Raw genomic sequence first — 19,783 nt, 5'->3', positions numbered from 1 at the left:
CGACGACCTTCGGAAAAGCCTACTGGTCCGCACTGCCCGCCGCGGGCACGTACAGTCAGGACCACGCCGGGCAGGGCAAAGGAAGCTTTTGAATAGCGGGCAAATAACGAGGGACGCCCCTCTGCGAGACGTCCCTGGGGTCTTGCGCTCCGATCACTCTCAGGTGAGTGCCGGCTCGCGCTCCTGCATGCGGCTTAGTGCCTCGTCGCGGGTTTGCGCCGCAAGAGCGTCATTCGTGGCCTGAAGTCGGATGAGTTCTGCCTCCAGATCCCGGATACGCTGCTGCAGGCGGCGCATCTCCGAGACCATTCGAGGGTCAGGACCGCCGACGTGGCCGAGTAGAGCCTTCGCCATGGTAAAGGGTCCTCCACGCTGAGTGACCAGACTGGTTCGCGCACTTCTATTCCGCGGGAGGGGTGCGCGTGGTACCTAACAAGAGTCGCACCGGCAGTGTGGGCGGTCAAGTCGAACGAACCGCTGAGCCCTACTGATGGGCACTCCCGACATACAACTATACCCTATTTGGGCGGTTTAATGGAAGGCGCTACCGCTCAACAAACCCGCCCAAACTACCTCGTGGTTCGCTCCACCGTTCCACTACTCCATCGACCCTCCCCGGCGTGTCGCAACCTTTGAGCAGCTCCAGCAGCTTGACGCACGACTCCCGCGAGCCCTCGGCGACCACCTCGACGCGGCCGTCCTCGGTGTTCCGCGCCCAGCCCGCCAGCCCGAGCTCCAGAGCCCTGGCCCGGGTCCACCATCGGAACCCCACTCCCTGGACCCTGCCCCGTACCCAGGCCGTCATCCTGGTGTTTTCCGATTTTTCCGGCATTTTCTCTCCCGTTACGTCTCACGCCACCAGAGCCGGGAACCCGGCCGCGTGCCGGACGGCCGAGTCGTTGAACGCCCGGATCGCCGCCGTCTCCGCCGCCTTCACCCATGCCAGCCCGAGCACCGACGGCGGCAGTCCGGTGACCGGTACGAAGGCGACGTCCGGGCGCGCGTGCTGGGCCGCCGTGGGGGTGCAGAACAGCATGCCGCCCCGGTTGAGCGCCACCTGGGTCAGGCCCTCCTGGGTGGTGGCCACCGTACCGGCCCTGGATATCGGACGACCGAAGGGGGTTACGGACGGTGCCACCCGCTCACGCCAGGCGTGCGGCGCCGGGCCGTCCAGGCCGATCAGGTCCACGGAGGCCAGCTCCTCCACGCCGACACTGGCCCGGCGGGCCAGCGGATGCCGCGCCGACACCCCCAGCCGGTACGGGACCCGGTTGAGCTCAGCACCCGTCACCAGGTCGGGCTCGTCCAGCGGCAGCAGCGTGAAGGCGATGTCCACGCCGCCCCTCCCCGGTCCTGCCCGCAGCTTGCCGAAGGGATCGGACAGCGGGATCTCCACCAGCTCCACCACGCACCCCGGGTTGGCGCTCTCGAAGGCCCGAACGCTGCCCGTGACGACGTCCGTGGGCGTGGCCAGGAAGCCGACCCTGATCACCCCCGTCACCTCGCGGGCGGCCGCCCTGGCCCGGCTCACGGCCGCCGCGAGGCCGTCGTAGGAGGGGCGCAGGTCGGCGAGGAACCGCTCGCCGAGCGGGGTGAGGCGCACGCGCCTGCTGGTGCGCTCGAAGAGCCGGCCGCCGATCCTGGTCTCCAGAGCGCGCATGAGCTGGCTCACCCGGCCTGGCGACAGGTAGAGGCGCTCGGCCGTACGCGCGAAGTGCAGCTCCTCGCTGAGCACGACGAAGCACTCCAGCTCCCTGAACTCCATGGTCACGGCCTCCCGAACGTTTAACCTGCCTAAATCAAGCCTTCGGGCTTCGTCATTGTTCCCCGGCGGCGGCCCGGCCGAGGCTGGCTGCTATGACATTGACGGAAATCTCCCCCACCCGGGCGAACTGGCTCGCCGTGTCGTCGGTCGCGGTCGGCACCTTCACCATCGTGACCAGCGAGATGTCGCCCGTCGGCCTGCTGACCTCGATCGCCCGCGCCCTGGGTGTGTCCGACGGCACGGCCGGGCTGATGGTGTCGGCGCCGGGGCTGGTCGCCGCCGTGTCCGCGCCCGTGCTGGCGATCACGGCCCGGGGGCTCGACCGGCGGTTCGTCCTGCTGGGGCTGACCGCGCTGCTGGCGGTGGCCAACCTGGTGGCCGCGACCGCCCCGACCTATCCCGTCATGCTGGCCGCCCGAGTGCTGACCGGGGTGAGCATCGGCGGTTTCTGGGCCTTCGCGGCCGGGCTCGGGGTGCGGCTGGTGCCGGAACGCTCCGTCGGGCGGGCCACCTCGATCATCCTGGCCGGGGTGTCGGTGGCGTCGGTGCTGGGCGTGCCGGCTGTGACGTTCGTGTCGTCGTTCGCGGGCTGGCGCGTCTCGCTGGCCGCCGTGGGGGTGCTGGCGCTGGTCCTGCTGGCGCCGCTGGCGGCGACGCTGCCGCCCCTTCCCGGCTCGGCCGCCACCCGTACCCCGGGCGCGCCCCGTACGTGGCTCTCCGGGCCGCTCCGGCTCGTCCTGGTGCTGACCGTGCTGACCATCGCCGGCCACTTCGCCGCCTACACCTACGTCCGGCCGTTCCTGGAGCAGGTCTCGCACGCCGGTCCCGCCTTCGTCGGCACCGCACTCCTGCTGTACGGGGCCGCGGGCGTGGCGGGCAACTTCGCCGCGGGCGCGTGGGCGGCACGCCGCCCGAGGCCGGTCCTGATCACGCTGGCCCTGCTCATGACCCTGTCCATGGCGGCACTGCCGATGCTCGGGCTGCCGCTGCCGCTGCTCGTCGTGTGGGGCCTGGGCTACGGCGGCGTGGGGGTGACCCTTCAGCTGTGGATCATGCGGTCGGGCGGCGGCGAGCTGGGCACGGCGCTGTTCGTGGGGGCGTTCAACGTCTCCATAGCGCTCGGCTCGTTCGCCGGGGGCCGGATCGTGGACGGGGTGTCGATCTCCGCGGTGATGCTGGTCGGGGCGGGGCTCGCACTGGTCAGCGCGGTGGTCGCTGGCATCTGGGGCAGGAGTAGGACGACCGGTTCATGAACACTTCACGCCTGATCGGGGTGCCGCAGCGGGAGCACGGCAGGTCACGCCGCCCGTAGGCCTCCAGCGAGCGGTCGAAGTAGCCGCTCTCGCCGTTGACGTTCACGTACAGGCTGTCGAACGACGTGCCGCCCTGCTGGAGGGCGGCGGCCATGACCGTGCGGACGGCGGTCAGCAGCTCGGTGATCTTGGGGCGGGTGAGCGTCCACGTGGGACGGGCCCAGTGCAGCTTCGCGATCCACAGCGCCTCGTCGGCGTAGATGTTGCCGACGCCGCTGATCAGCGACTGGTCGAGCAGCGCCCGCTTGATCTCGGTGCGCTTGGCCTTGAGCCGGCGGGCGAACTCGGCCTCGTCGAACGCCTCCTCGAACGGATCCGGCGCGATGTGGGAGATCGGCTCCGGCACACCGCCCACCAGGGAGGAGAGCATGACGTGCCCGAACGTACGCTGGTCGACGAAGCGCAGGTCGGGGCCGCCGTCCTCGAAACGCATGCGTACCCGTAGGTGCTTCTCCAGCGGCGAGTCCGGCTCCACGATCAGGAGCTGGCCGCTCATGCCCAGGTGGGCCATGAGCGCCTCCTCGTCACCTGACAGGGGCAGCCACAGGTATTTGCCGCGGCGCTCGGCGGACAGCAGCGCGCGGCCCTTCAACCGCTCGGCGAACTCGTCGGCCCCGGGGAGGTGCCGCCTGATGGCGCGGGGGTGCAGCACCTCCGCCGCGGCTAGTTGCCGCCCGACGACCCACTGCGCGAGGCCCCGTCTGACGACCTCGACTTCTGGCAGCTCAGGCACCCCAACCTCGCCCTCTATGTCAGTCTCGGCACCCTCGACGGCACCGCCCACCACGACCCGTCAGCCCCGCCCATGCGGCCTGCCCTTTGCCGGGCCACCCTCCAGACCTGCGGGGTCGCCCCTGCCGGCGCAACCTCCAGACCCGCAGATTCGCCCTTGCCGGCGCAACCTCCAGGCCCGCAGATTCGCCCTTGCCGGCGCAACCTCCAGGCCCGCAGATTCGCCCTTGCCGGCGCAACCTCCGGACCCATGGCCCTGCCCTCGTTCGCACGGCCTCCGGAACCCACGGCTCGGGCCCTTCGGTGGCCACCGGCCGCGGACCCCTCAGCCCGCGGGCTGGCTCTCGCGCTGCTCCCTGCGGGCCCTGATGCGGGTCCAGGCCGCCTCGGCCGCCTGCTGCTCGGCCTCCTTCTTGCTGCGTCCGGTGCCCGAGCCGTAGGACTCGCCGCCGACCCGCACGATCGCCGTGAACGACTTGGCGTGGTCGGGCCCGCTCTCCTCGACGTGGTATTCCGGCACGCCGAGCGCCTCGGAAGCGGTGAGCTCCTGTAGGGAGGTCTTCCAGTCGAGCCCGGCGCCGAGCGAGGCCGAGCGCACGATCAGCGGGTCGAACAGCAGGTGCACCACCCGGAACGCCTCGTCCAGCCCCTTGTCGACGTAGATCGCGCCGATCAGCGCCTCAAGCGTGTCGGCCAGGATCGACGACTTGTCGCGCCCGCCGGTGCCCTCCTCGCCCCTGCCGAGCCGCAGGAACCGGCCCAGGCCCAGGTTGCGGGCCACGTCGGCCAGCGCGCGCATGTTGACCACCGCGGCACGCAGTTTGGCGAGCTGTCCCTCGGGCAGGTCGGGGTGGTTGCGGTAGAGGGTGTCGGTGACCACCAGGCCCAGCACCGAGTCGCCCAGGAACTCCAGGCGCTCGTTGGTGGGCAGGCCGCCGTTCTCGTACGCGTAGGAGCGGTGCGTCAGCGCCCGCTCGAGAATGTCGGGGTCGAGGCCGACCGCCAGGACCCGCTCCAACTCGTCTCTGGCGACCTCCACGGCCACCGGCTTAGGACCTGCGCCCACGTGCTTCCTCCTCGGACATCTTCACAAAGCGCGCCGGCTGCGGATGATGTCCGAAAACGTGGTGGGCGTCGGGGTGCCGTGTTAAGCCCCGGCGTCCACCACGGCCGCGGGCGAACCGCCACCGCACGCACCTGAGACGGTAACGCCGACCGAGGCACAATGGCACCCGGTCGGCATCACGTCAACTGCTGACGAAAACCTGCGCCACCTACTCAACCAAGCACAAGAGTGGTGCGGCAGTCCACCGCGCAGGTCTCCGTCGGCGGATCAGGCAGACGGCTCGATGACCTGACGACGGTTGTAGGTGCCGCAGGTGGGGCACGCGATGTGCGGCTGCTTGGGCGAACGGCACTGCGGGCAGCTCACCAGGGCGACAGCAGTCGTCTTCCACTGGGAGCGACGGGCGCGGGTGTTGCTCCGCGACATCTTTCGCTTCGGGACGGCCACGTCACTTCTCCTGATCGTTATCTTTGTCGGAAATCAGACCTTGCAACGACGCCCAGCGGGCGTCGACCTTCTCGTGCCGGTGATCGTCGCCGGCCTCGGCCAGCTTGATCCCGCACTCCGTGCAGAGCCCCTCGCAGTCTTCCCCGCACACAGGGCTCAACGGCAGTGCGAGCACCACCGCGTCGCGGAACGTCGGCTCGAGGTCGAGCAGCTCACCGTCGAGCAGCGAGTCCTCGTCCGAGGCGTCCTCGTCGGAGTAGAAGAACAGCTCCTGCAGGTCGACCTCGATGTCCGAGGTGACCGGGTCGAGGCACCGCGCGCACTCCCCGGCCAGCGGGGCCTGCGCCGTGCCCGAGACGAGCACGCCTTCCATCACTGCTTCGAGCCTGAGATCCAGCTCGACTTCGGCGTCCTTGGGGACACCGATCATGTCGACGCCGAGGTCCGCCGGTGCCGGAAGAGTAAGAACCATCTGCCGCATCGTGCCCGGCCGCTTTCCCAGGTCATGAGTGGAGATCACCCAAGGGGAGCGGGGGTCGAGGTGCTGAGTCATCCTGCTCTCGCTAGGCATGGCGAAAATGATCGCCGTCGTACAAGGCCGAAATGAAAGGATAGCAGGTCGTGCTCGGCCGTTGAGCCGCCCGATCAGTCCCTCAGCCGCTCGATGAGCCGCGCGTGCACCAGATCCGGCACGAGCCCCGACACGTCACCACCGTAACGGGCGATCTCCTTGACCCGGCTGGAGGACAGGAAGGAGTATTCCGGGTTCGTCGGCATGAACAGCGTCTCCACTCCCGACAGGCGGTAGTTGAGCTGTGCCATCTGCAGTTCGTAGTCGAAGTCGCTGACCACCCTGATGCCCTTGACGATGGCGGGGATGTCGTTCTCGCGGCAGAAGTCGACCAGCAGCCCGTGGAACTTCCGCACCTTGACGTTGGGATATTCCTTGGTCACGGTCTGCAGGATCTCGATCCGTTCGTCCACCGTGAACATGCTGCTTTTCTCGACGTTGATGAGGACGGCCACGGTCACCTCGTCATACAGCCGGGCGGACCGGCCGATGATGTCGAGGTGGCCGTTGGTGATGGGGTCGAACGACCCCGGGCAGACTACGCGGCGCAAGTCGCCTCCCAGGTCTACGGGTTCCCGGCGGCGCGACCGTACCAAACGGACGCTTCGCCATAACGACGGACCCTCTCCTCAACGTATCCTTCTGGCCACATCAGGGCTTTTCCCCTGGTTTCCCTCTCGAATGCCACCAAAGCATCGTCAACCAGCCAGCCATTGTCGCGTAGCAGCTCAAGGACGCGCTCGACCTCGGTGTCCGGGACGGCATAGGGGGGATCGGCGAAAACGATGTCGTACGGCTCGTCGGGCGTCTTCCCGAGCACCCGCTCCACCTTGTCGGCGATCACCCCGGCACCGTCGAGGGCCAGCGTCCGCACGTTGTCCTTGATCGTGCGGACCGCCCTGGGGTCCGACTCCACCAGCACGGCCGTCTCGGCGCCCCTGGACAGCGCCTCCAGGCCGATCGCGCCCGATCCGGCGTACAGGTCCAGCAGGCGGGCGCCGCGCAGGCCGTACAGGGAGTCGAGCGTCAAGAAGATCCCTTCCCTGGCCCTGTCACTGGTCGGTCTCGTCCCCCGCCCCGGCGGCACCGCCAACCGCCTGCCACCTGCCGTGCCTGCGATGATCCGCGTCATGTGACCCATTGTTCCGCATGTTCACGCAGGTCAAGAGTGGACAAGTGTCAGCCTTGAGTACGCAAGGGTGATTCACATCGGTGCGCACGACCCGCATGATGAGTTCTGCGGCCTTCGAGGTGACCCACATGAAGGCCGACCGGCGTGATCGTGAGCCCTTCCGCACGCCGGTTCCCTCGGCACCTGACCCGAGGGTGGGCCCAGCCGGGGACGGCATTCGGGGGGAGGCCGTCCCCGCGGCTGGGCATCACATCAATCTCATCCGTTACGGCATCAAACCCATCCGTTACGGCGGAGCCAAGCCGGCCGCCACCCGCTGCACGTGGCAGATCGCCTCCAGGAAGACGCCCGCTGACCGCCACGTGGTCGGCCGCCGTAACGACGCTTCGTCAACCGCCCTCCGTGGCCCGCCCACCCACCGACTCGTCCTTCGCGCCGAACACCCCCGCACCCCACCCCGCCGTCCCGGCGCCGGCAAACCCCTCACCACACCCCACCGCACGCCCCCTCACCAACGGCGGCACCCACGCCCTCACGCACGCCCACGCCCCACAGGCCACCGCAGGTTCCCCGACCACAGCCACCCGCCTATACCCTCATCGCACGTCCGCTCATGGCACGCCCCACATGGCCACCGCGGGTCCCTCACCAAGAGCCCACCCCACACGTCACCGCAAGTCCCGTCACCACAAGACCCCGCCCCACACCCCCATTGCGCCTCCCCTCACGGCACGCCCACGCCCCGCATGGCCGCCGTAGACCCCTCACCACATGCCACCGCCCCACACCCTCATCGCCCCCTTACGGCACGCCCACGCCCACAGGGTCACCGCAGGTGCCTCACCGCACGCCGTGCCCAGCGCCCACGCCCCGCTCGCCGCAAGCCGAGCAGAAACCCTCTGGCGCAAGCCGAGCAGAAAACCCCCGGCGCAAGCCGAGCAGCAACCCCCGCCGCAACCCGCGAGCAACAGCCCGTCCACGCGACAGTGGGGTCGTGCCACCCCCGGCCCCCAGGTCAGGTCTTTTCCAGGTAGTCCGCTCGTTCGTCTGACAGGAGGCGGTCGATCTCTGCGCGCAGGCCCGGGTGGGACGTCAGGGTCGGGTCCGTTGTGAGCAGGGTCGCGGCCTCCTCGCGGGCCGTGGCGATGACGTCCTCGTCGCGGAGCAGCTGGAGCAGCTTCAGCGACGAGCGCTTGCCCGACTGCGCCGCGCCCAGGACGTCGCCCTCCCGGCGTTGCTCCAGGTCCACGCGGGACAGCTCGAAGCCGTCCAGCGTCGCCGCCACCGCGTCCAGGCGGGCCCGGGCCGGGGTGCCCTCGGGGAAGTCGGAGACCAGCAGGCACAGGCCGGGCAGGCCGCCACGGCCGACGCGGCCGCGAAGCTGGTGGAGCTGGGAGACGCCGAAGCGGTCGGCGTCCATGATGATCATGACGGAGGAGTTGGGGACGTCGACGCCCACCTCGATGACCGTGGTGGCCACCAGGACGTCCACCTCGCCCCGGCTGAACGACCGCATGACGGCGTCCTTCTCCTCCGGGGGCAGCTTGCCGTGCAGGATCTCGACGCACAGGTCGTGGAAGGGGCCCTCGGTCAGGAGCTCGGCCACGTCAAGGACGGCCAGCGGCGGACGGCGCTCGTCGTCGGGCGAGGCCGCCACCACCGCCAGGTCCCCCTCGTCGCCCTCCAGGTCGCCGATGCGGGGGCACACGATGTAGGCCTGCCGGCCGAGGGCCACCTCCTCCCGCACGCGCTGCCAGGTGCGCTCCAGGTAGTGGGGCTTCTCGGCGGCCGGTACGACGTGGGTGGTGATGGGGGCGCGGCCCGAGGGGAGCTGGGACAGCGTCGAGACCTCCAGGTCGCCGAAGACCGTCATGGCGACCGTGCGCGGGATCGGGGTGGCGGTCATGACCAGGACGTGCGGGCGCCCGCCGCCCGCCTTCTCGCGCAGCGCGTCACGTTGCTCCACCCCGAAGCGGTGCTGCTCGTCCACCACGACCAGCCCCAGGTCGGCGAACTGCACGTGCTCCTGCAGCAGCGCGTGCGTGCCGACGACGATCCCGGCCGTGCCGGAGGCGGCGTCGAGCAGGGCCGCTCGGCGGGCGGCGGCGCCCATCGAGCCGGTCAGCAGCGTGACCGCCGTGCCGCCGAACATGCCGCCCTGCGCCAGGTCGCCCAGCATGCCGGTGATCGAGCGGTGGTGCTGCTGGGCCAGCACCTCCGTGGGCGCCAGCAGCGCCGCCTGCCCGCCCGCGTCGACCACCTGGAGCATCGCCCGCAGCGCCACCACCGTCTTGCCGGCGCCGACCTCGCCCTGCAGCAGCCGGTGCATCGGATGCTCCCGCGCCAGGTCGTCGGCGATCTCCTCGCCGACCTGCGCCTGCCCCTCCGTCAGCGAGAACGGCAACCGCGTGTCGAAGTCGGCCAGCATCCCGTCGCCGCGCCTGGGCCGGGGCACGGCGGGCCAGGCGGTGGCGGCCTGACGGCGCTGCAGCAGCACGGCCTGCAGCACGAACGCCTCGTCGAACTTCAGCCGCTTACGCGCCCGCCCCACCTCGGCGAAGTCCTTCGGCCGGTGGATGGCCTCCAGGGCGGCACCCAGATCCTGCAGGCCGTGGCGGGCCCGCAGAACGGCCGGGAGCGGATCGTCCAGCGGCCCCAGCGTGTCGAGCACGACGCCGATCGCACGCCTGATCGCCCACGGCGTGAGGTCCTTGCCCGCCGGGTAGATCGGCACCGGCGCCGCCGCGAACTCCTCCGCGCTCGCCTCGCTCTCCTCGAACAGCTCGAACTCCGGATGCGCCAGCTGCCAGCGAGGATGGCCACGCGAGCCGAACATCCCCACCTTCCCGGCGAACATCCCGCGCCGCCCCGGCTTGAGCCGCGACTCGGCCGCGTGGGAGCCCTTGCCGAAGAACGCCAGGTAGAGCTTGTTGCCGTTGCCGTCGACGATCTCGACCTCCAGCCAGGTGCCGCCCCGGTTGCGCATGGGTTTGCGCATCAGCCTGGTCACCTCGCCGACCACGGTGACGTGCTCGTCGACCTCGAGCGCGTCGAGCGCGGTCAGCTCACCGCGCTCGGCGTAGCGGCGCGGGTAGTGGCGGAGCAGGTCGCCGACCGTCTCCAGGTCGAGCACGCCCTGCAGCAGCTTGGCGGTCTTGGGATCGAGTGCCTTCGTCAGAGGCTCGTCGAAACGGCTCACGGCATTAAGTTCTACCGCCTGAGGCCGACAGGAATCCCGTTCCTGCCACGTCACTCCACACCGATCAGCAGCGGGTGGCCGCCCTGCTCGCCGTCGTAGACGGCCAGGTCCACGTCCGGCCTCGTACGTGCCAGGTGCCGCTCTATGTGCGCGGCCAGGCGTACCGGTGCTTCGGCGCCCGTCACCAGCGTCACGAGCTCGCCGCCGCCCGCCACCATCCGGTCCACCACCGTCGTGGCCACGTTTTCGAGCGAACCGCCGATCACCGCGACGTCCCCGTCGATCAGGCCGAGCACGTCCCCGGGGCGGCACACCCCCGCGCTGGTGACCGCCTCCCTGTCCGCCACCGTCAGGTGCCCGTGGCGGGTGTGACCGGCCGCGTCCGTCATGGCCACCACGTCGTCGTCGAAGCGGCGCAGCGGATCGTGCACGGCCAGCGCCGCCAGCCCCTGCACGGTCGCCCTCGTGGGCAGCACGCTGACCGCGACCCCGTCCTCGCGGGCGATCTGCGCGGCGGCGGCGGCCACGGACCGGACGCCGTCGTCGTTCGGCAGGACCGCGACCTCCTCGCCCGCCTGCCTGATCGCGGCCAGCAGGGCGGGGAGCGTGGGCCGGGTCCCGGGGGCGCGCCGCACCACGACCGCCCCGCACTCCTCGAACAGCGCCGCGATCCCGTCCCCCGCCGCCACCGCCACGACGCCCCGGCCCGCGCTGCCGCGGTGGGTGCGTTCGGCCAGGTACGTGATCTTGATCCGGTGCGGCCGGCCCGCCCGCAGCCCGGCCTCCACGGCGGGGCCTGCCTCGGCCACGTGGACGTGCACGTTCCACAGGCCCTCGCCGCCGACCACGACGAGCGAGTCGCCCATGGCGTCGAGCTCCTCGCGCAGCGCCGCCACCGCGCGGTCGTCGGCGTCCAGCAGGTACATCACCTCATAGCCCGCCCCCACCTCGGCCATCGGCGCGACCCGCGAGGTCGGCGCGGGCACCTCGTAGCGGTCGGCGTAGGAGTCGGTGATCACGGCGGCCAGCGTCTCCAGCACGATCGCCGCGCCCGCGCCGCCGGCGTCCACGACGCCGCTGCGGGCCAGCACGTCGAGCTGGTCCGTGGTACGCCGCAACGCCGCCCGCGCCTCCCCCGCCGCCTGCCGGGCCACCTCCGACAGGTCGCCGTCCACGTCCTGTACGGCCCGCGCCGCCGACTCAAGAACGCTCAGCACCGTGCCGTCGACCGGCCTGGCCACCGCCTCCCTGGCCAGCGCGGCGGCCCTGAGCAGCCCGGCCCGCAGGTCATGGCCCTCCTTCAGCACCTCGGCGAGCCCGCGTAACGCCTGGCTGACGATCACCCCGGAGTTGCCGCGGGCCCCGACCAGGGCCCCGTACGAGAGGGTCTGCCACACCACGGCCCCGTCCACGTCGTCGGGCAGCGACTCGACGGCCTCGGCCGCGGCCAGCATGGTCAGGTGCAGGTTGGTGCCGGTGTCGCCGTCGGCCACCGGGAAGACGTTGAGCGCGTCGATCTCCGACCTGACCCGGCCGAGCGCGTCGGCGGCCAGGCGGGCCCAGCGGCGCACCGAGGGCGGGTCGAGGATCTTCATCTGCGCGCTCCGACCTCCCGCATGCGCTACGGTTGTCGCAGGAGAATATCCCGCGCCGGACCTGTGTCCAGCGCTCTGGTTCGCACCCATCGGGGTGGATCGGATATTCTCGACTGGCTAGCCGGTTGTCCCGGCATGCCCTCCGCCCGTAATGCATCAGCGGACAGGGCTACATCGACTGTTTTAAGGAGCGATACCGTGGCTTCCGTCTGCGATGTCTGCCACAAGGGCCCGACCTTCGGCAACAACGTGTCCCACTCCCACCGCCGCACCCGCCGTCGTTGGAACCCCAACATCCAGACGGTCCGCGCGGTCATCGGCGGCACGCCGAAGAAGCTGAACGTGTGCACCTCGTGCATCAAGGCGGGCAAGGTCACCCGCTAGTCCTCCAAGCTTCCGCGAAAGCCCGCCACTCCTCCCGAGCGGCGGGCTTTCGCCGTGCTCCGAGCCGTCATACGACCGCGGCGGCGCCAGACGTCCCGTCAGACACCCGTGCCCTCACCCGGCCGCGGTCAGCGCCAGCGCCAGGCGTGGTCCACCGGGCCGATGCCGGCGCCCAGGGGGAAGCCGCGGGCGATGGCGCCCGTCACATAGTCCTTGGCCGCGCCCACCGCCGTCGGCACGTCGTCGCCCTGCGCGAGGCGGGAGGCGATGGCCGAGGCCAGCGTGCAGCCGGTGCCGTGGGTGTGGCGGTTGTCGAGGCGTTCGGCGGTGAAGCGGTATTCGTTCGTGCCGTCCGTGAGCAGGTCCACCGGGCGTCCGGGCAGGTGGCCGCCCTTGATGAGCGCCCAGGTGGGCCCGAGCTCCAGGACGGCGTCCGCCGCCGCGCGCAGCCCGCTCTCGTCCTCGACCTTGACCGAGGTGAGCTGCTCCACCTCCCACAGGTTCGGCGTCACCACGGTGGCCACCGGCAGCAGCCGGGTGCGCAGGGTCTCGACCGCCTCGGGCGCGAGCAGCGAGTCGCCGTGCTTCGACACCCCCACCGGGTCCACGACCAGGGGCGCGGCGTACGAGCCGAGCGCCTCCGCCACGATCTCGACGAGCACCGGCGAGGCCAGCATCCCGGTCTTCACGGCCTGCGCGCCGATGTCGCCGAGCACCGAGTCGAGCTGCGCCCGTACGGCCTCGGGCGGCAGCTCCCAGTAACCCTGGACGCCCAGTGAGTTCTGTGCCGTCACCGCGGCGATCACGCTCATGCCGTGCACGCCCATGGCCTGCATGGTCTTCAGGTCAGCCTGGATGCCCGCGCCGCCGCCGGAATCGGAGCCGGCGACGGTCAGCACGCGTGGAGGGGTCGCAACCGTCATAAGCACTCAGCTTATGACGCACTCCCCGGTGACGAGCCCGCAGTTCTCGGCCCGCTCGCCTCGTCCCGTGGCGGTGAACGTCACGTTGATCGCGGCACCGGCCTTCAGCGACTTCGGCACATCCAGGATGAGCAGGTCGGCGTCCTGCGTCCACTGGGCGCCGTTCACGTTCATGACCCGGCCCTTGACCGGTACGGAGATCGTGGCGTTCGCCAGCGTCGCCTGCGAGGCGTTCGAGACCCGCAGCGTGGCCGAGTAGGTGGTCAGCCGCTGGTTGATGCTCTGCTGGATCTGCAGTGAAGCACCGCCGGCGTTGCCGCCACGGCCACCGTCGCCCCCGTTACCGCCGCGCTCGGGCTCGAAGCCGCCGCCGCCGTCCGGTGGGTTGGTGGCGGGATCGGCGGGAGAGTTCGGGGCGCCGGCGTCGTCCAGCCTTGAGGGCGTGTCCGCCGGGGTCTCCTCCGGCGCGCTCTCCTCGACCGGGATGTCGAACGGATCCTCGGTCGGCTCCGCCGGCGCCTTGACCTTGACCTTGGTGGGCGTGGGAGTCGGGGTCGGGCGCGACCGGGCATAGGTGGCCGCGGGCGTCGGCTGGTCCTCGGTGGAGGCGCTCTCCTCCGGAGTCTGCTCCTCCGCCGGCGGCTCCTCCGTGGGCTCGGTCTCCTCCTCCGCTGGTTCGGAGACCTGCGGGCCCGGCTGGTTGGTGGACTGTACGGCGGCGCACTTGGTGTCCGCGCAGTCGTCGGGGCCGCCTGAGGCGCTCATGAACTTGACGCCCACCACGGTGCCGCCCAGCACGACGGCCACGGCGGCCACCGACAGCAGGGCCACCTTGCCCTTGCCGCCGCCCGACGGGGCGGCGAGCACCTCGTCGTCGGAGCGTCCGCCCTTGCGCCGGCCGCGCCGGCCGCGGGGCTCGTCCTGGTCAGGGGGCGCCTCGTCGGAGGACCAGCCGGAGCCGAGGAAACCCGTCTCGGCATTCGCCCAGGCCGGGGTGTCGACCTGGGTCAGCTCACCGGCCACCTTGACATCACCCGGCTCGGGCGGGCCACCGAACACCGGGTTGGGGCCGGAGGGGCCATCGAACACGGGGTTGGGTCCGGAGGGGCCGTCGAACCTGGCGGTCTGGTCGGCGGGCGGCGCGCCGAAGAACGCCGTCTGCTCAGGCGACCCGTCGGCGGGCGGACCGCCGAAGAACGCCGTCCGCTCAGCGGGCGCGTCCGCGGGCGGGCCACCGAAGAAGGCCGCGTGGTCCGCGGCTCGGGGGCCGGCGGTGGCCGGGCCGTCGAAGAACGCCGTCCGCTCAGCGGGCGCGTCGGCCCCCGGGCCACCGAAGAAGGACGACCGGTCGGGGTCACGGAAGGCGCCGGGCCGGTCCGCGGGCCCGGTGGAGGAGGGCTGGTCCCACTCCGGCGGCCGGGCGAAAGCACCCGTCGTCTCGAACGGACCCACCTCGTCCGCCGGCGGAGAGGACGGCCTGAAGGCGCTCGCAGGGTCGTTGGCCGGGGGGAAGCCACCGGCGGGGTTGGTGGGCAGCGCGAAGGCCCCGGTGACCTCGAACGGCTCCGACTGCGGCGCGCGGGGCGGCGGACCGTCCTGCCGCTGCGGCATGGGAGCCCACGAGCCCGTCACTTCGGCCCGGTCCGGCAGCGAAGGCCAGCCGGGCTGCCCGGCCTCGTCGTCAGGACCCCAGAATGCGCTGTGGTTCCCCCGTTCGTCCCCGTCGTCGGATCCACCTGTGCCGTGGCGGCCCATGGCTGCCCTTTCTCCCGGTTACAGTGGCCGCCGTCTTTCATAACACCTTTGCTACGCCGTTGTCACAGTAATCCCGCGAGTGCCAGCCCAAAACAGGAAAATTTCACCAAAATCGGGACATGTAATCACCCAAAGTGATCCCAGCCGGTCCGCCCGATCTCGCGCCCGTACACCAGGACGCCCTCGCCCTCGACCACCCGGCCCACGACCTGCCACGACGGCGGCAGCCGCACGTCCGCAGGGAACACCGCCGCGAGAGCGTGGTCCTCACCCCCGGTGAGCACCCACTCCAGTGGATCGGTCCCGAGCTCCTTGGCCGCCGCCGCCACCGGCTCGGCCACCGCGAACGCCTGCGGGTCCAGCTCCACGCGTACGCCACTGGCCGCGGCGATGTGGCCCAGGTCCTGCAGCAGCCCGTCGCTGACGTCCAGCATGGCGCTCGCGCCCAGCTCGGCCGCCACGGGACCCATCGCGTACGGCGGGCAGGGCCGCCGGTGCCCGGCCACGGCCTCCTGGAGGGCGGAGGAGCCCAGCGGCACGCCCGCCTCCAGCAGCGCCCACCCGGCGGCGGAGTAGCCCAGCCGGCCCGCCACCGCCACCACCTGCCCCGGCCTGGCCCCGGAACGTTTCACCGGAGCCCGCCCGCCCAGGTCGCCCAGGGCGGTGACGCCGATGACGACCAGGTCACACCGGGTGATGTCGCCCCCCGCCACGCTCGCGCCGACGATCGCGCACTCCTCCGCGAACCCGTCGGCCAGCGCGTCGAGCCAGGTCAGCGGCAGGTCGGCGGGGATCCCCAGGCCGACCACGAGGGCCGTCGGAACGGCGCCCATGGCCGCCACGTCGGCCAGGTTCTGAGCCGCGGCCTTACGTCCCACGTCATGGCCACTGGACCAGTCCCGGCGGAAGTGTCTACCCTCAAGCAGAAGATCCGTTGAGACCACGACACGCCCGTCGGGCACGCCGATGACAGCGGCGTCGTCACCCGGGCCGAGCATTACCGCCGCTCCCTGGGGCAGACGTGCGGTAATACGATTAATCACTCCGAATTCGCCGAGATCTCCGACTGTGATGACGCACCTCCTGACGCACACAGGGTACGGTGGCCCTTCGGCGTGATCCAATCGCCCGGGAGGACGTAATGGTGCAGGCCTACATCCTTATCCAGACCGAGGTCGGCAAGGCCGCCGCCGTGGCTCGCGAGATCTCCGGGATCCCCGGGGTCACGCAGGCGGAAGACGTGACGGGGCCCTACGACGTGATCGTGCGCGCGGAGGCCAACAACGTCGATGAGCTGGGCAAGCTCGTCGTCGCGCAGATTCAGGCGGTGACCGGGATCACGCGTACCCTTACGTGTCCGATCGTGCACATCTGAAGGTAGTAGTCGTCGCATGCGTGCCGCCGTCGTCCTGCTCGTTCTCCTGATACTCGCCGGTTGCGGCGGCACTCTGCGGGTCGATCCGCCCACTCCGCAGGGAGGCGCGGTGACGGCCTGCGACAAGCTCGCTCCCTTGCTGCCCAAGACGCTCGACGGCGCCGCGCGGGGCACGTCCACGCCGGCCTCGCCGTACGTGGCCGTCTGGGGTGAGGGGGCCATAGCGTTGCGCTGCGGTGTGCCCCGGCCCGCCCGGATGGCGCCCACCGACCAGTTGCAGGAGATCGGCGGCGTGGGGTGGTTCGCCGATCCCGCCAAGCCCGCGCTGTTCACGGCCGTGGCCGACACCCCGGCCGACACGGTGTACGTGGAGGTCACGATCGGCGGTGAGCACGCGCCCGGCGAGGTGCTCGCCGACCTGTCCAAGCCCATCGCGCAGATCTCCTCGCCGCCCGCCTGACCAGGCTCAGCGCAATCCCGCCGGACGGGACAGCGCGAGCTGGACGAGCCGGTCGACCAGCGCCGGGTAGGGCAGTCCGGAGGCGGCCCAGAGTTGCGGCGCCACCGACAGCGACGTGAACCCCGGCATGGTGTTGATCTCGTTGAAGATCACCCTGCCGTCCGGGGTGTAGAAGAAGTCGACCCGCGCGAGCCCCTCGCAGTCGAGCGCCTCGAACGCGCGCACGGCCATCGCCCGCAGCTCCTCGGCCGTCTCATGCGGGAGGTCGGCGGGCACGGTGAGCGACATCTGGTCCGGGTAGTACTTCGCCTCGAAGTCGAAGAACTCCTGCCCGCCCTCGACCTTCACCTCTCCCGGCAGCGACGCGGCGGCGGGCTCGTCGCCGGGTGACTCCAGCACCGCGCACTCGATCTCGCGGCCCTCGATCGCGGCCTCGACGAGCACCTTGGGGTCGTGCCGGCGGGCGAACTCCACCGCCGCCTCCAGTTCGGCCCGGTCGTGCGCCTTGGAGATGCCCTGCGAGGATCCGGCCCTGGCCGGCTTGACGAACACCGGGTAGCCGAGCTCCTCGGCCTCCTTGAGCACGCGGTAGCGGTCCAGCCGCCAGTCCCGGTCACGGATGACGACGTAACGGCCCGTCGGCAGTCCGGCGGCGGCCATGACGGTCTTCATGTGGGCCTTGTCCATGCCCACCGCGCTGGCCAGCACGCCCGAGCCGACGTAACGCACCCCGGCCATCTCCAGCAGGCCCTGGATCGTGCCGTCCTCGGCGAAGGGGCCGTGCATGACGGGGAAGACCACATCGACCGTGCCGAGCTCCACGGGGATGCTGCCGGCGTCGTAGGCCATGAGCGAGTTGCCGCCGCCCGAGGGCAGCGCCAGCTCCGCACCCGAGGTGTCCACGACGGGGAGCTCCCCCGCCTCGATGGAGTACCGCTGGTCCGACGCGGCCAGCACCCACCTGCCGTCCTGGGCGATCCCGATGGGGATCACCTCGTATTTGGTCCTGTCGATCGCCTCCAGCACACTGCCCGCGCCCATAAGGGACACGGCGTGCTCAGAATTGCGACCTCCGAAAACGACGGCAACGCGTGGCTTGCTCATGGTGTCCGAATCTACCGGTGGTGTCCTACTCACAGCGAGCCAAGCACGCCGTTATCAGGTCATTCTCACAGTACGCCGCCTCCGGCCGGGAGCGGCGATCCCAGGTCACACGCCGTAGCGTTCGGGCTTCGGCGAGCGGGACATGAGCAGCATGCCCGCCTCGGTCGGAGACATGCCGTCGTGCACGACACCGACGACGACCTCGGTGATCGGCATCTCGACGCCGTGCTTGACGGCCAGCTCCAGCACGGACTCGCAGGACTTCACGCCCTCGGCGGTCTGCTTGGTGGCGGCCACGACCTCGGCCAGGGTCATGCCGCGGCCGAGGTTTTCGCCGAAGGTGCGGTTGCGCGACAGCGGCGAGGTGCAGGTGGCGACCAGGTCGCCCATCCCGGCCAGCCCCGCGAACGTGTGCGGGTCGGCCCCGAGCGCGGCGCCCAGCCGGGAGATCTCGGCCAGCCCCCTGGTGATGAGCATGGCGCTGACGTTGTCGCCCATGCCCATGCCCGCGGAGACGCCCACGGCCAGCGCGATCACGTTTTTCACCGCGCCGCCCAGCTCCACCCCGACCACGTCGGGATTGGTGTACGGGCGGAACCACGGCGGCAGGTGGCAGATCGCCTGGAGGCGTTCGGCGACCGACTCGTCGGTGCAGGCCACGACCGTGGCGGCGGGCTGGCGGTGGGCGATCTCCTTGGCCAGGTTGGGGCCCGAGACCACGGCGACGCGCTCGTCGGGCACCTCGGCGACCTCGCGGATCACCTCGCTCATGCGCTTGGTCGTGCCCAGCTCGACGCCCTTCATCAGGCTGACCAGGACCGCGCCGGGCGGGATGTGCTCCCGCCAGGCGGCCAGGTTGGGCCGCAGGTTCTGTGAGGGCACGGCCAGCACCACGAACTCCGCCCCGTCGAGCGCCCGCGCGGGATCGGTCGTGGCGCGCAGCGCCTCGGGAAGGGGCACGCCGGGCAGGTAGTCGGGGTTGACGTGGTCGCGGTCGATCCTCTCGACCAGCTCCCGCCTGCGCCCCCACAGCGTGACCTCGTTGCCCGCCTCCGTCAGGAGCATCGCGAACGTGGTCCCCCACGAACCCGTGCCGAAAACCGCCACCTTAGTCATGCGATCACCGTCCGGTGGGGTCGTAGGGAGTCTCGGGGGCCTTCTCGTCGCGCAGCTCGGCGAGCTGCGCGGTGATGGCCGCCATGATGTCGGCCGTCGCGTCGCGCAGGACGCTGGCGTGCAGCGGCTTGCCCGCGTATTTGGACAGGTCCACCGGTGGCCCCACGATCACGTGGAACGTCTTGCGCGGGAACAGCCTGGGCCTCTTCTCACCGTACGGGAGCAGCTCCTGCGCCCCCCAGTGGGCCACCGGGATGACCGGCGCGCCGCTCTCCAGCGCCAACCGGGCCGCGCCGGTCTTGCCCACCATGGGCCACAGGCCGGGATCGCGGGTGCAGGTGCCCTCGGGGTAGAACAGGATCGCGCCGCCGTCGGCGAGCCGCTGGGCCGAGATGCGCAGCGACCTGGCGGCCTCGCTGCTGCCCCGGTCGACCGGGATGGCCAGCAGCGAGGTCACGGCCCGCCCCAGGAGAGGCACCTTGAACAGGCCCGACTTGGCCAGGATCACCGGCCAGCGCCCGTTGTTGTACAGGAAGTGCGACAGCAGCACCGGGTCGGTCCAGGAGAGATGGTTGGCCGCGATGATCACACCGCCGGTGCGGGGGATCTGCTCCCCCCGGCGCCAGTCTCGCTTCACCAGGAGCCGGGACAGCGGTTTCACGATCACTACTGCCAGGGTTTCCCAGAAACGCGATGGTCGCGTGGGGCGGCTCATGATCTCCTCCTACGGTATGCGCCCAAGTCTCCCGGTTGGCCGCGCGGGATGTCGAGGCGCGATGCTAACCCTTTGGCATCCTCCAACTCGCTAACCAGGGGAGAGTCCCGCAGTCACCCACAAGGTCCCGC

The 19,783-nt window shown here is 70.9% G+C and carries 21 protein-coding genes; 4 read left to right on the top strand and 17 right to left on the bottom strand.

Annotation, left to right across the window (positions count from 1 at the left end; genetic code table 11):
* Positions 1-159: 159 nt before the first annotated feature.
* The 3 genes from BLS95_RS29485 to BLS95_RS29475 form a co-directional block, all read right to left on the bottom strand.
* The gene (locus tag BLS95_RS29485; RefSeq protein ID WP_090938435.1) at positions 160-354 is read right to left on the bottom strand and encodes a hypothetical protein; all 195 of its coding nucleotides are present in this window, start codon (positions 352-354) and stop codon (positions 160-162) included.
* A gap of 190 nt (positions 355-544) precedes the next feature.
* A complete protein-coding gene (locus BLS95_RS29480) occupies positions 545-832 on the bottom strand; it encodes an acylphosphatase (protein WP_090938430.1) in 288 nt (95 codons plus the stop codon).
* Between the two features lie 18 nt (positions 833-850).
* A complete protein-coding gene (locus BLS95_RS29475) occupies positions 851-1,765 on the bottom strand; it encodes a LysR family transcriptional regulator (RefSeq protein ID WP_090939006.1) in 915 nt (304 codons plus the stop codon).
* Positions 1,766-1,857: 92 nt separating this feature from the next.
* Here BLS95_RS29475 and BLS95_RS29470 point away from each other — a divergent pair, with 92 nt between their 5' ends.
* Positions 1,858-3,018, top strand: a complete 1,161-nt coding sequence (locus tag BLS95_RS29470; RefSeq protein ID WP_090938427.1) for an MFS transporter — start codon at positions 1,858-1,860, stop codon at positions 3,016-3,018.
* Here BLS95_RS29470 and mutM read toward each other — a convergent pair.
* From mutM to BLS95_RS29430, 8 genes are all read right to left on the bottom strand, one after another.
* The gene (mutM, locus tag BLS95_RS29465; RefSeq protein ID WP_090938424.1) at positions 2,966-3,811 is read right to left on the bottom strand and encodes a bifunctional DNA-formamidopyrimidine glycosylase/DNA-(apurinic or apyrimidinic site) lyase; all 846 of its coding nucleotides are present in this window, start codon (positions 3,809-3,811) and stop codon (positions 2,966-2,968) included. The two genes, BLS95_RS29470 and mutM, sit on opposite strands and share 53 nt — an antisense overlap.
* A gap of 324 nt (positions 3,812-4,135) precedes the next feature.
* Positions 4,136-4,855: a ribonuclease III gene (rnc, locus tag BLS95_RS29460; protein ID WP_090938421.1), complete on the bottom strand. Its 720-nt coding sequence runs from the start codon at positions 4,853-4,855 to the stop codon at positions 4,136-4,138.
* Between the two features lie 288 nt (positions 4,856-5,143).
* Positions 5,144-5,323 carry a 50S ribosomal protein L32 gene (gene rpmF / locus BLS95_RS29455; protein WP_033409409.1) on the bottom strand — a complete coding sequence of 60 codons (180 nt, stop codon included), beginning with the start codon at positions 5,321-5,323 and terminating at the stop codon, positions 5,144-5,146.
* Between the two features lies 1 nt (position 5,324).
* Positions 5,325-5,894, bottom strand: a complete 570-nt coding sequence (locus tag BLS95_RS29450) for a YceD family protein (RefSeq protein ID WP_425434755.1) — start codon at positions 5,892-5,894, stop codon at positions 5,325-5,327.
* 74 nt (positions 5,895-5,968) lie between these two features.
* Positions 5,969-6,445 (bottom strand): pantetheine-phosphate adenylyltransferase, encoded by a 477-nt coding sequence (gene coaD, locus BLS95_RS29445; protein ID WP_090938418.1) that lies wholly within the window; start codon positions 6,443-6,445, stop codon positions 5,969-5,971.
* A 14-nt stretch (positions 6,446-6,459) separates the two neighbouring features.
* Positions 6,460-7,026 (bottom strand): 16S rRNA (guanine(966)-N(2))-methyltransferase RsmD, encoded by a 567-nt coding sequence (gene rsmD / locus BLS95_RS29440; RefSeq protein WP_090939000.1) that lies wholly within the window; start codon positions 7,024-7,026, stop codon positions 6,460-6,462.
* 1,015 nt (positions 7,027-8,041) lie between these two features.
* Positions 8,042-10,225, bottom strand: coding sequence for an ATP-dependent DNA helicase RecG (gene recG / locus BLS95_RS29435; RefSeq protein ID WP_090938415.1), 2,184 nt, complete (start codon positions 10,223-10,225; stop codon positions 8,042-8,044).
* A 50-nt stretch (positions 10,226-10,275) separates the two neighbouring features.
* Complete coding sequence (locus BLS95_RS29430; RefSeq protein WP_090938413.1) at positions 10,276-11,820, bottom strand: DAK2 domain-containing protein; 1,545 nt, start codon at positions 11,818-11,820, stop codon at positions 10,276-10,278.
* 198 nt (positions 11,821-12,018) lie between these two features.
* Here BLS95_RS29430 and rpmB point away from each other — a divergent pair, with 198 nt between their 5' ends.
* Positions 12,019-12,204, top strand: a complete 186-nt coding sequence (rpmB, locus tag BLS95_RS29425) for a 50S ribosomal protein L28 (protein WP_090938409.1) — start codon at positions 12,019-12,021, stop codon at positions 12,202-12,204.
* Positions 12,205-12,332: 128 nt separating this feature from the next.
* On the opposite strand, the gene thiD is transcribed toward rpmB, so the two are convergent.
* The 3 genes from thiD to BLS95_RS29410 all read right to left on the bottom strand — a co-directional run bounded on the left by thiD (position 12,333) and on the right by BLS95_RS29410 (position 15,976).
* Positions 12,333-13,127 (bottom strand): bifunctional hydroxymethylpyrimidine kinase/phosphomethylpyrimidine kinase, encoded by a 795-nt coding sequence (thiD, locus tag BLS95_RS29420; RefSeq protein WP_090938407.1) that lies wholly within the window; start codon positions 13,125-13,127, stop codon positions 12,333-12,335.
* A 6-nt stretch (positions 13,128-13,133) separates the two neighbouring features.
* Complete coding sequence (locus BLS95_RS29415) at positions 13,134-14,738, bottom strand: hypothetical protein (protein ID WP_143043910.1); 1,605 nt, start codon at positions 14,736-14,738, stop codon at positions 13,134-13,136.
* Positions 14,739-15,007: 269 nt separating this feature from the next.
* Positions 15,008-15,976: a thiamine-phosphate kinase gene (locus BLS95_RS29410; protein ID WP_218136034.1), complete on the bottom strand. Its 969-nt coding sequence runs from the start codon at positions 15,974-15,976 to the stop codon at positions 15,008-15,010.
* 47 nt (positions 15,977-16,023) lie between these two features.
* On the opposite strand from BLS95_RS29410, the gene BLS95_RS29405 reads away from it, so the two are divergent.
* Positions 16,024-16,257: an Lrp/AsnC family transcriptional regulator gene (locus BLS95_RS29405; protein ID WP_090938401.1), complete on the top strand. Its 234-nt coding sequence runs from the start codon at positions 16,024-16,026 to the stop codon at positions 16,255-16,257.
* 16 nt (positions 16,258-16,273) lie between these two features.
* A complete protein-coding gene (locus BLS95_RS29400) occupies positions 16,274-16,717 on the top strand; it encodes a DUF3515 family protein (RefSeq protein ID WP_090938398.1) in 444 nt (147 codons plus the stop codon).
* 6 nt (positions 16,718-16,723) lie between these two features.
* Here BLS95_RS29400 and BLS95_RS29395 read toward each other — a convergent pair whose 3' ends face one another.
* From BLS95_RS29395 to BLS95_RS29385, 3 genes are all read right to left on the bottom strand, one after another.
* On the bottom strand, positions 16,724-17,821 hold the full coding sequence (locus tag BLS95_RS29395) for a D-alanine--D-alanine ligase family protein (protein WP_090938395.1): 1,098 nt from the start codon (positions 17,819-17,821) through the stop codon (positions 16,724-16,726).
* A gap of 105 nt (positions 17,822-17,926) precedes the next feature.
* Positions 17,927-18,937, bottom strand: coding sequence for an NAD(P)H-dependent glycerol-3-phosphate dehydrogenase (locus tag BLS95_RS29390; RefSeq protein WP_090938389.1), 1,011 nt, complete (start codon positions 18,935-18,937; stop codon positions 17,927-17,929).
* 4 nt (positions 18,938-18,941) lie between these two features.
* Entirely contained in the window at positions 18,942-19,652 is a 711-nt protein-coding gene (locus BLS95_RS29385) for a lysophospholipid acyltransferase family protein (protein WP_090938387.1), read from the bottom strand.
* Positions 19,653-19,783 lie beyond the last annotated feature (131 nt).

Source organism: Nonomuraea jiangxiensis (assembly GCF_900099965.1).
Classification (GTDB): domain Bacteria; phylum Actinomycetota; class Actinomycetes; order Streptosporangiales; family Streptosporangiaceae; genus Nonomuraea; species Nonomuraea jiangxiensis.
This window is presented reverse-complemented; position numbering and strand designations above follow the sequence as displayed.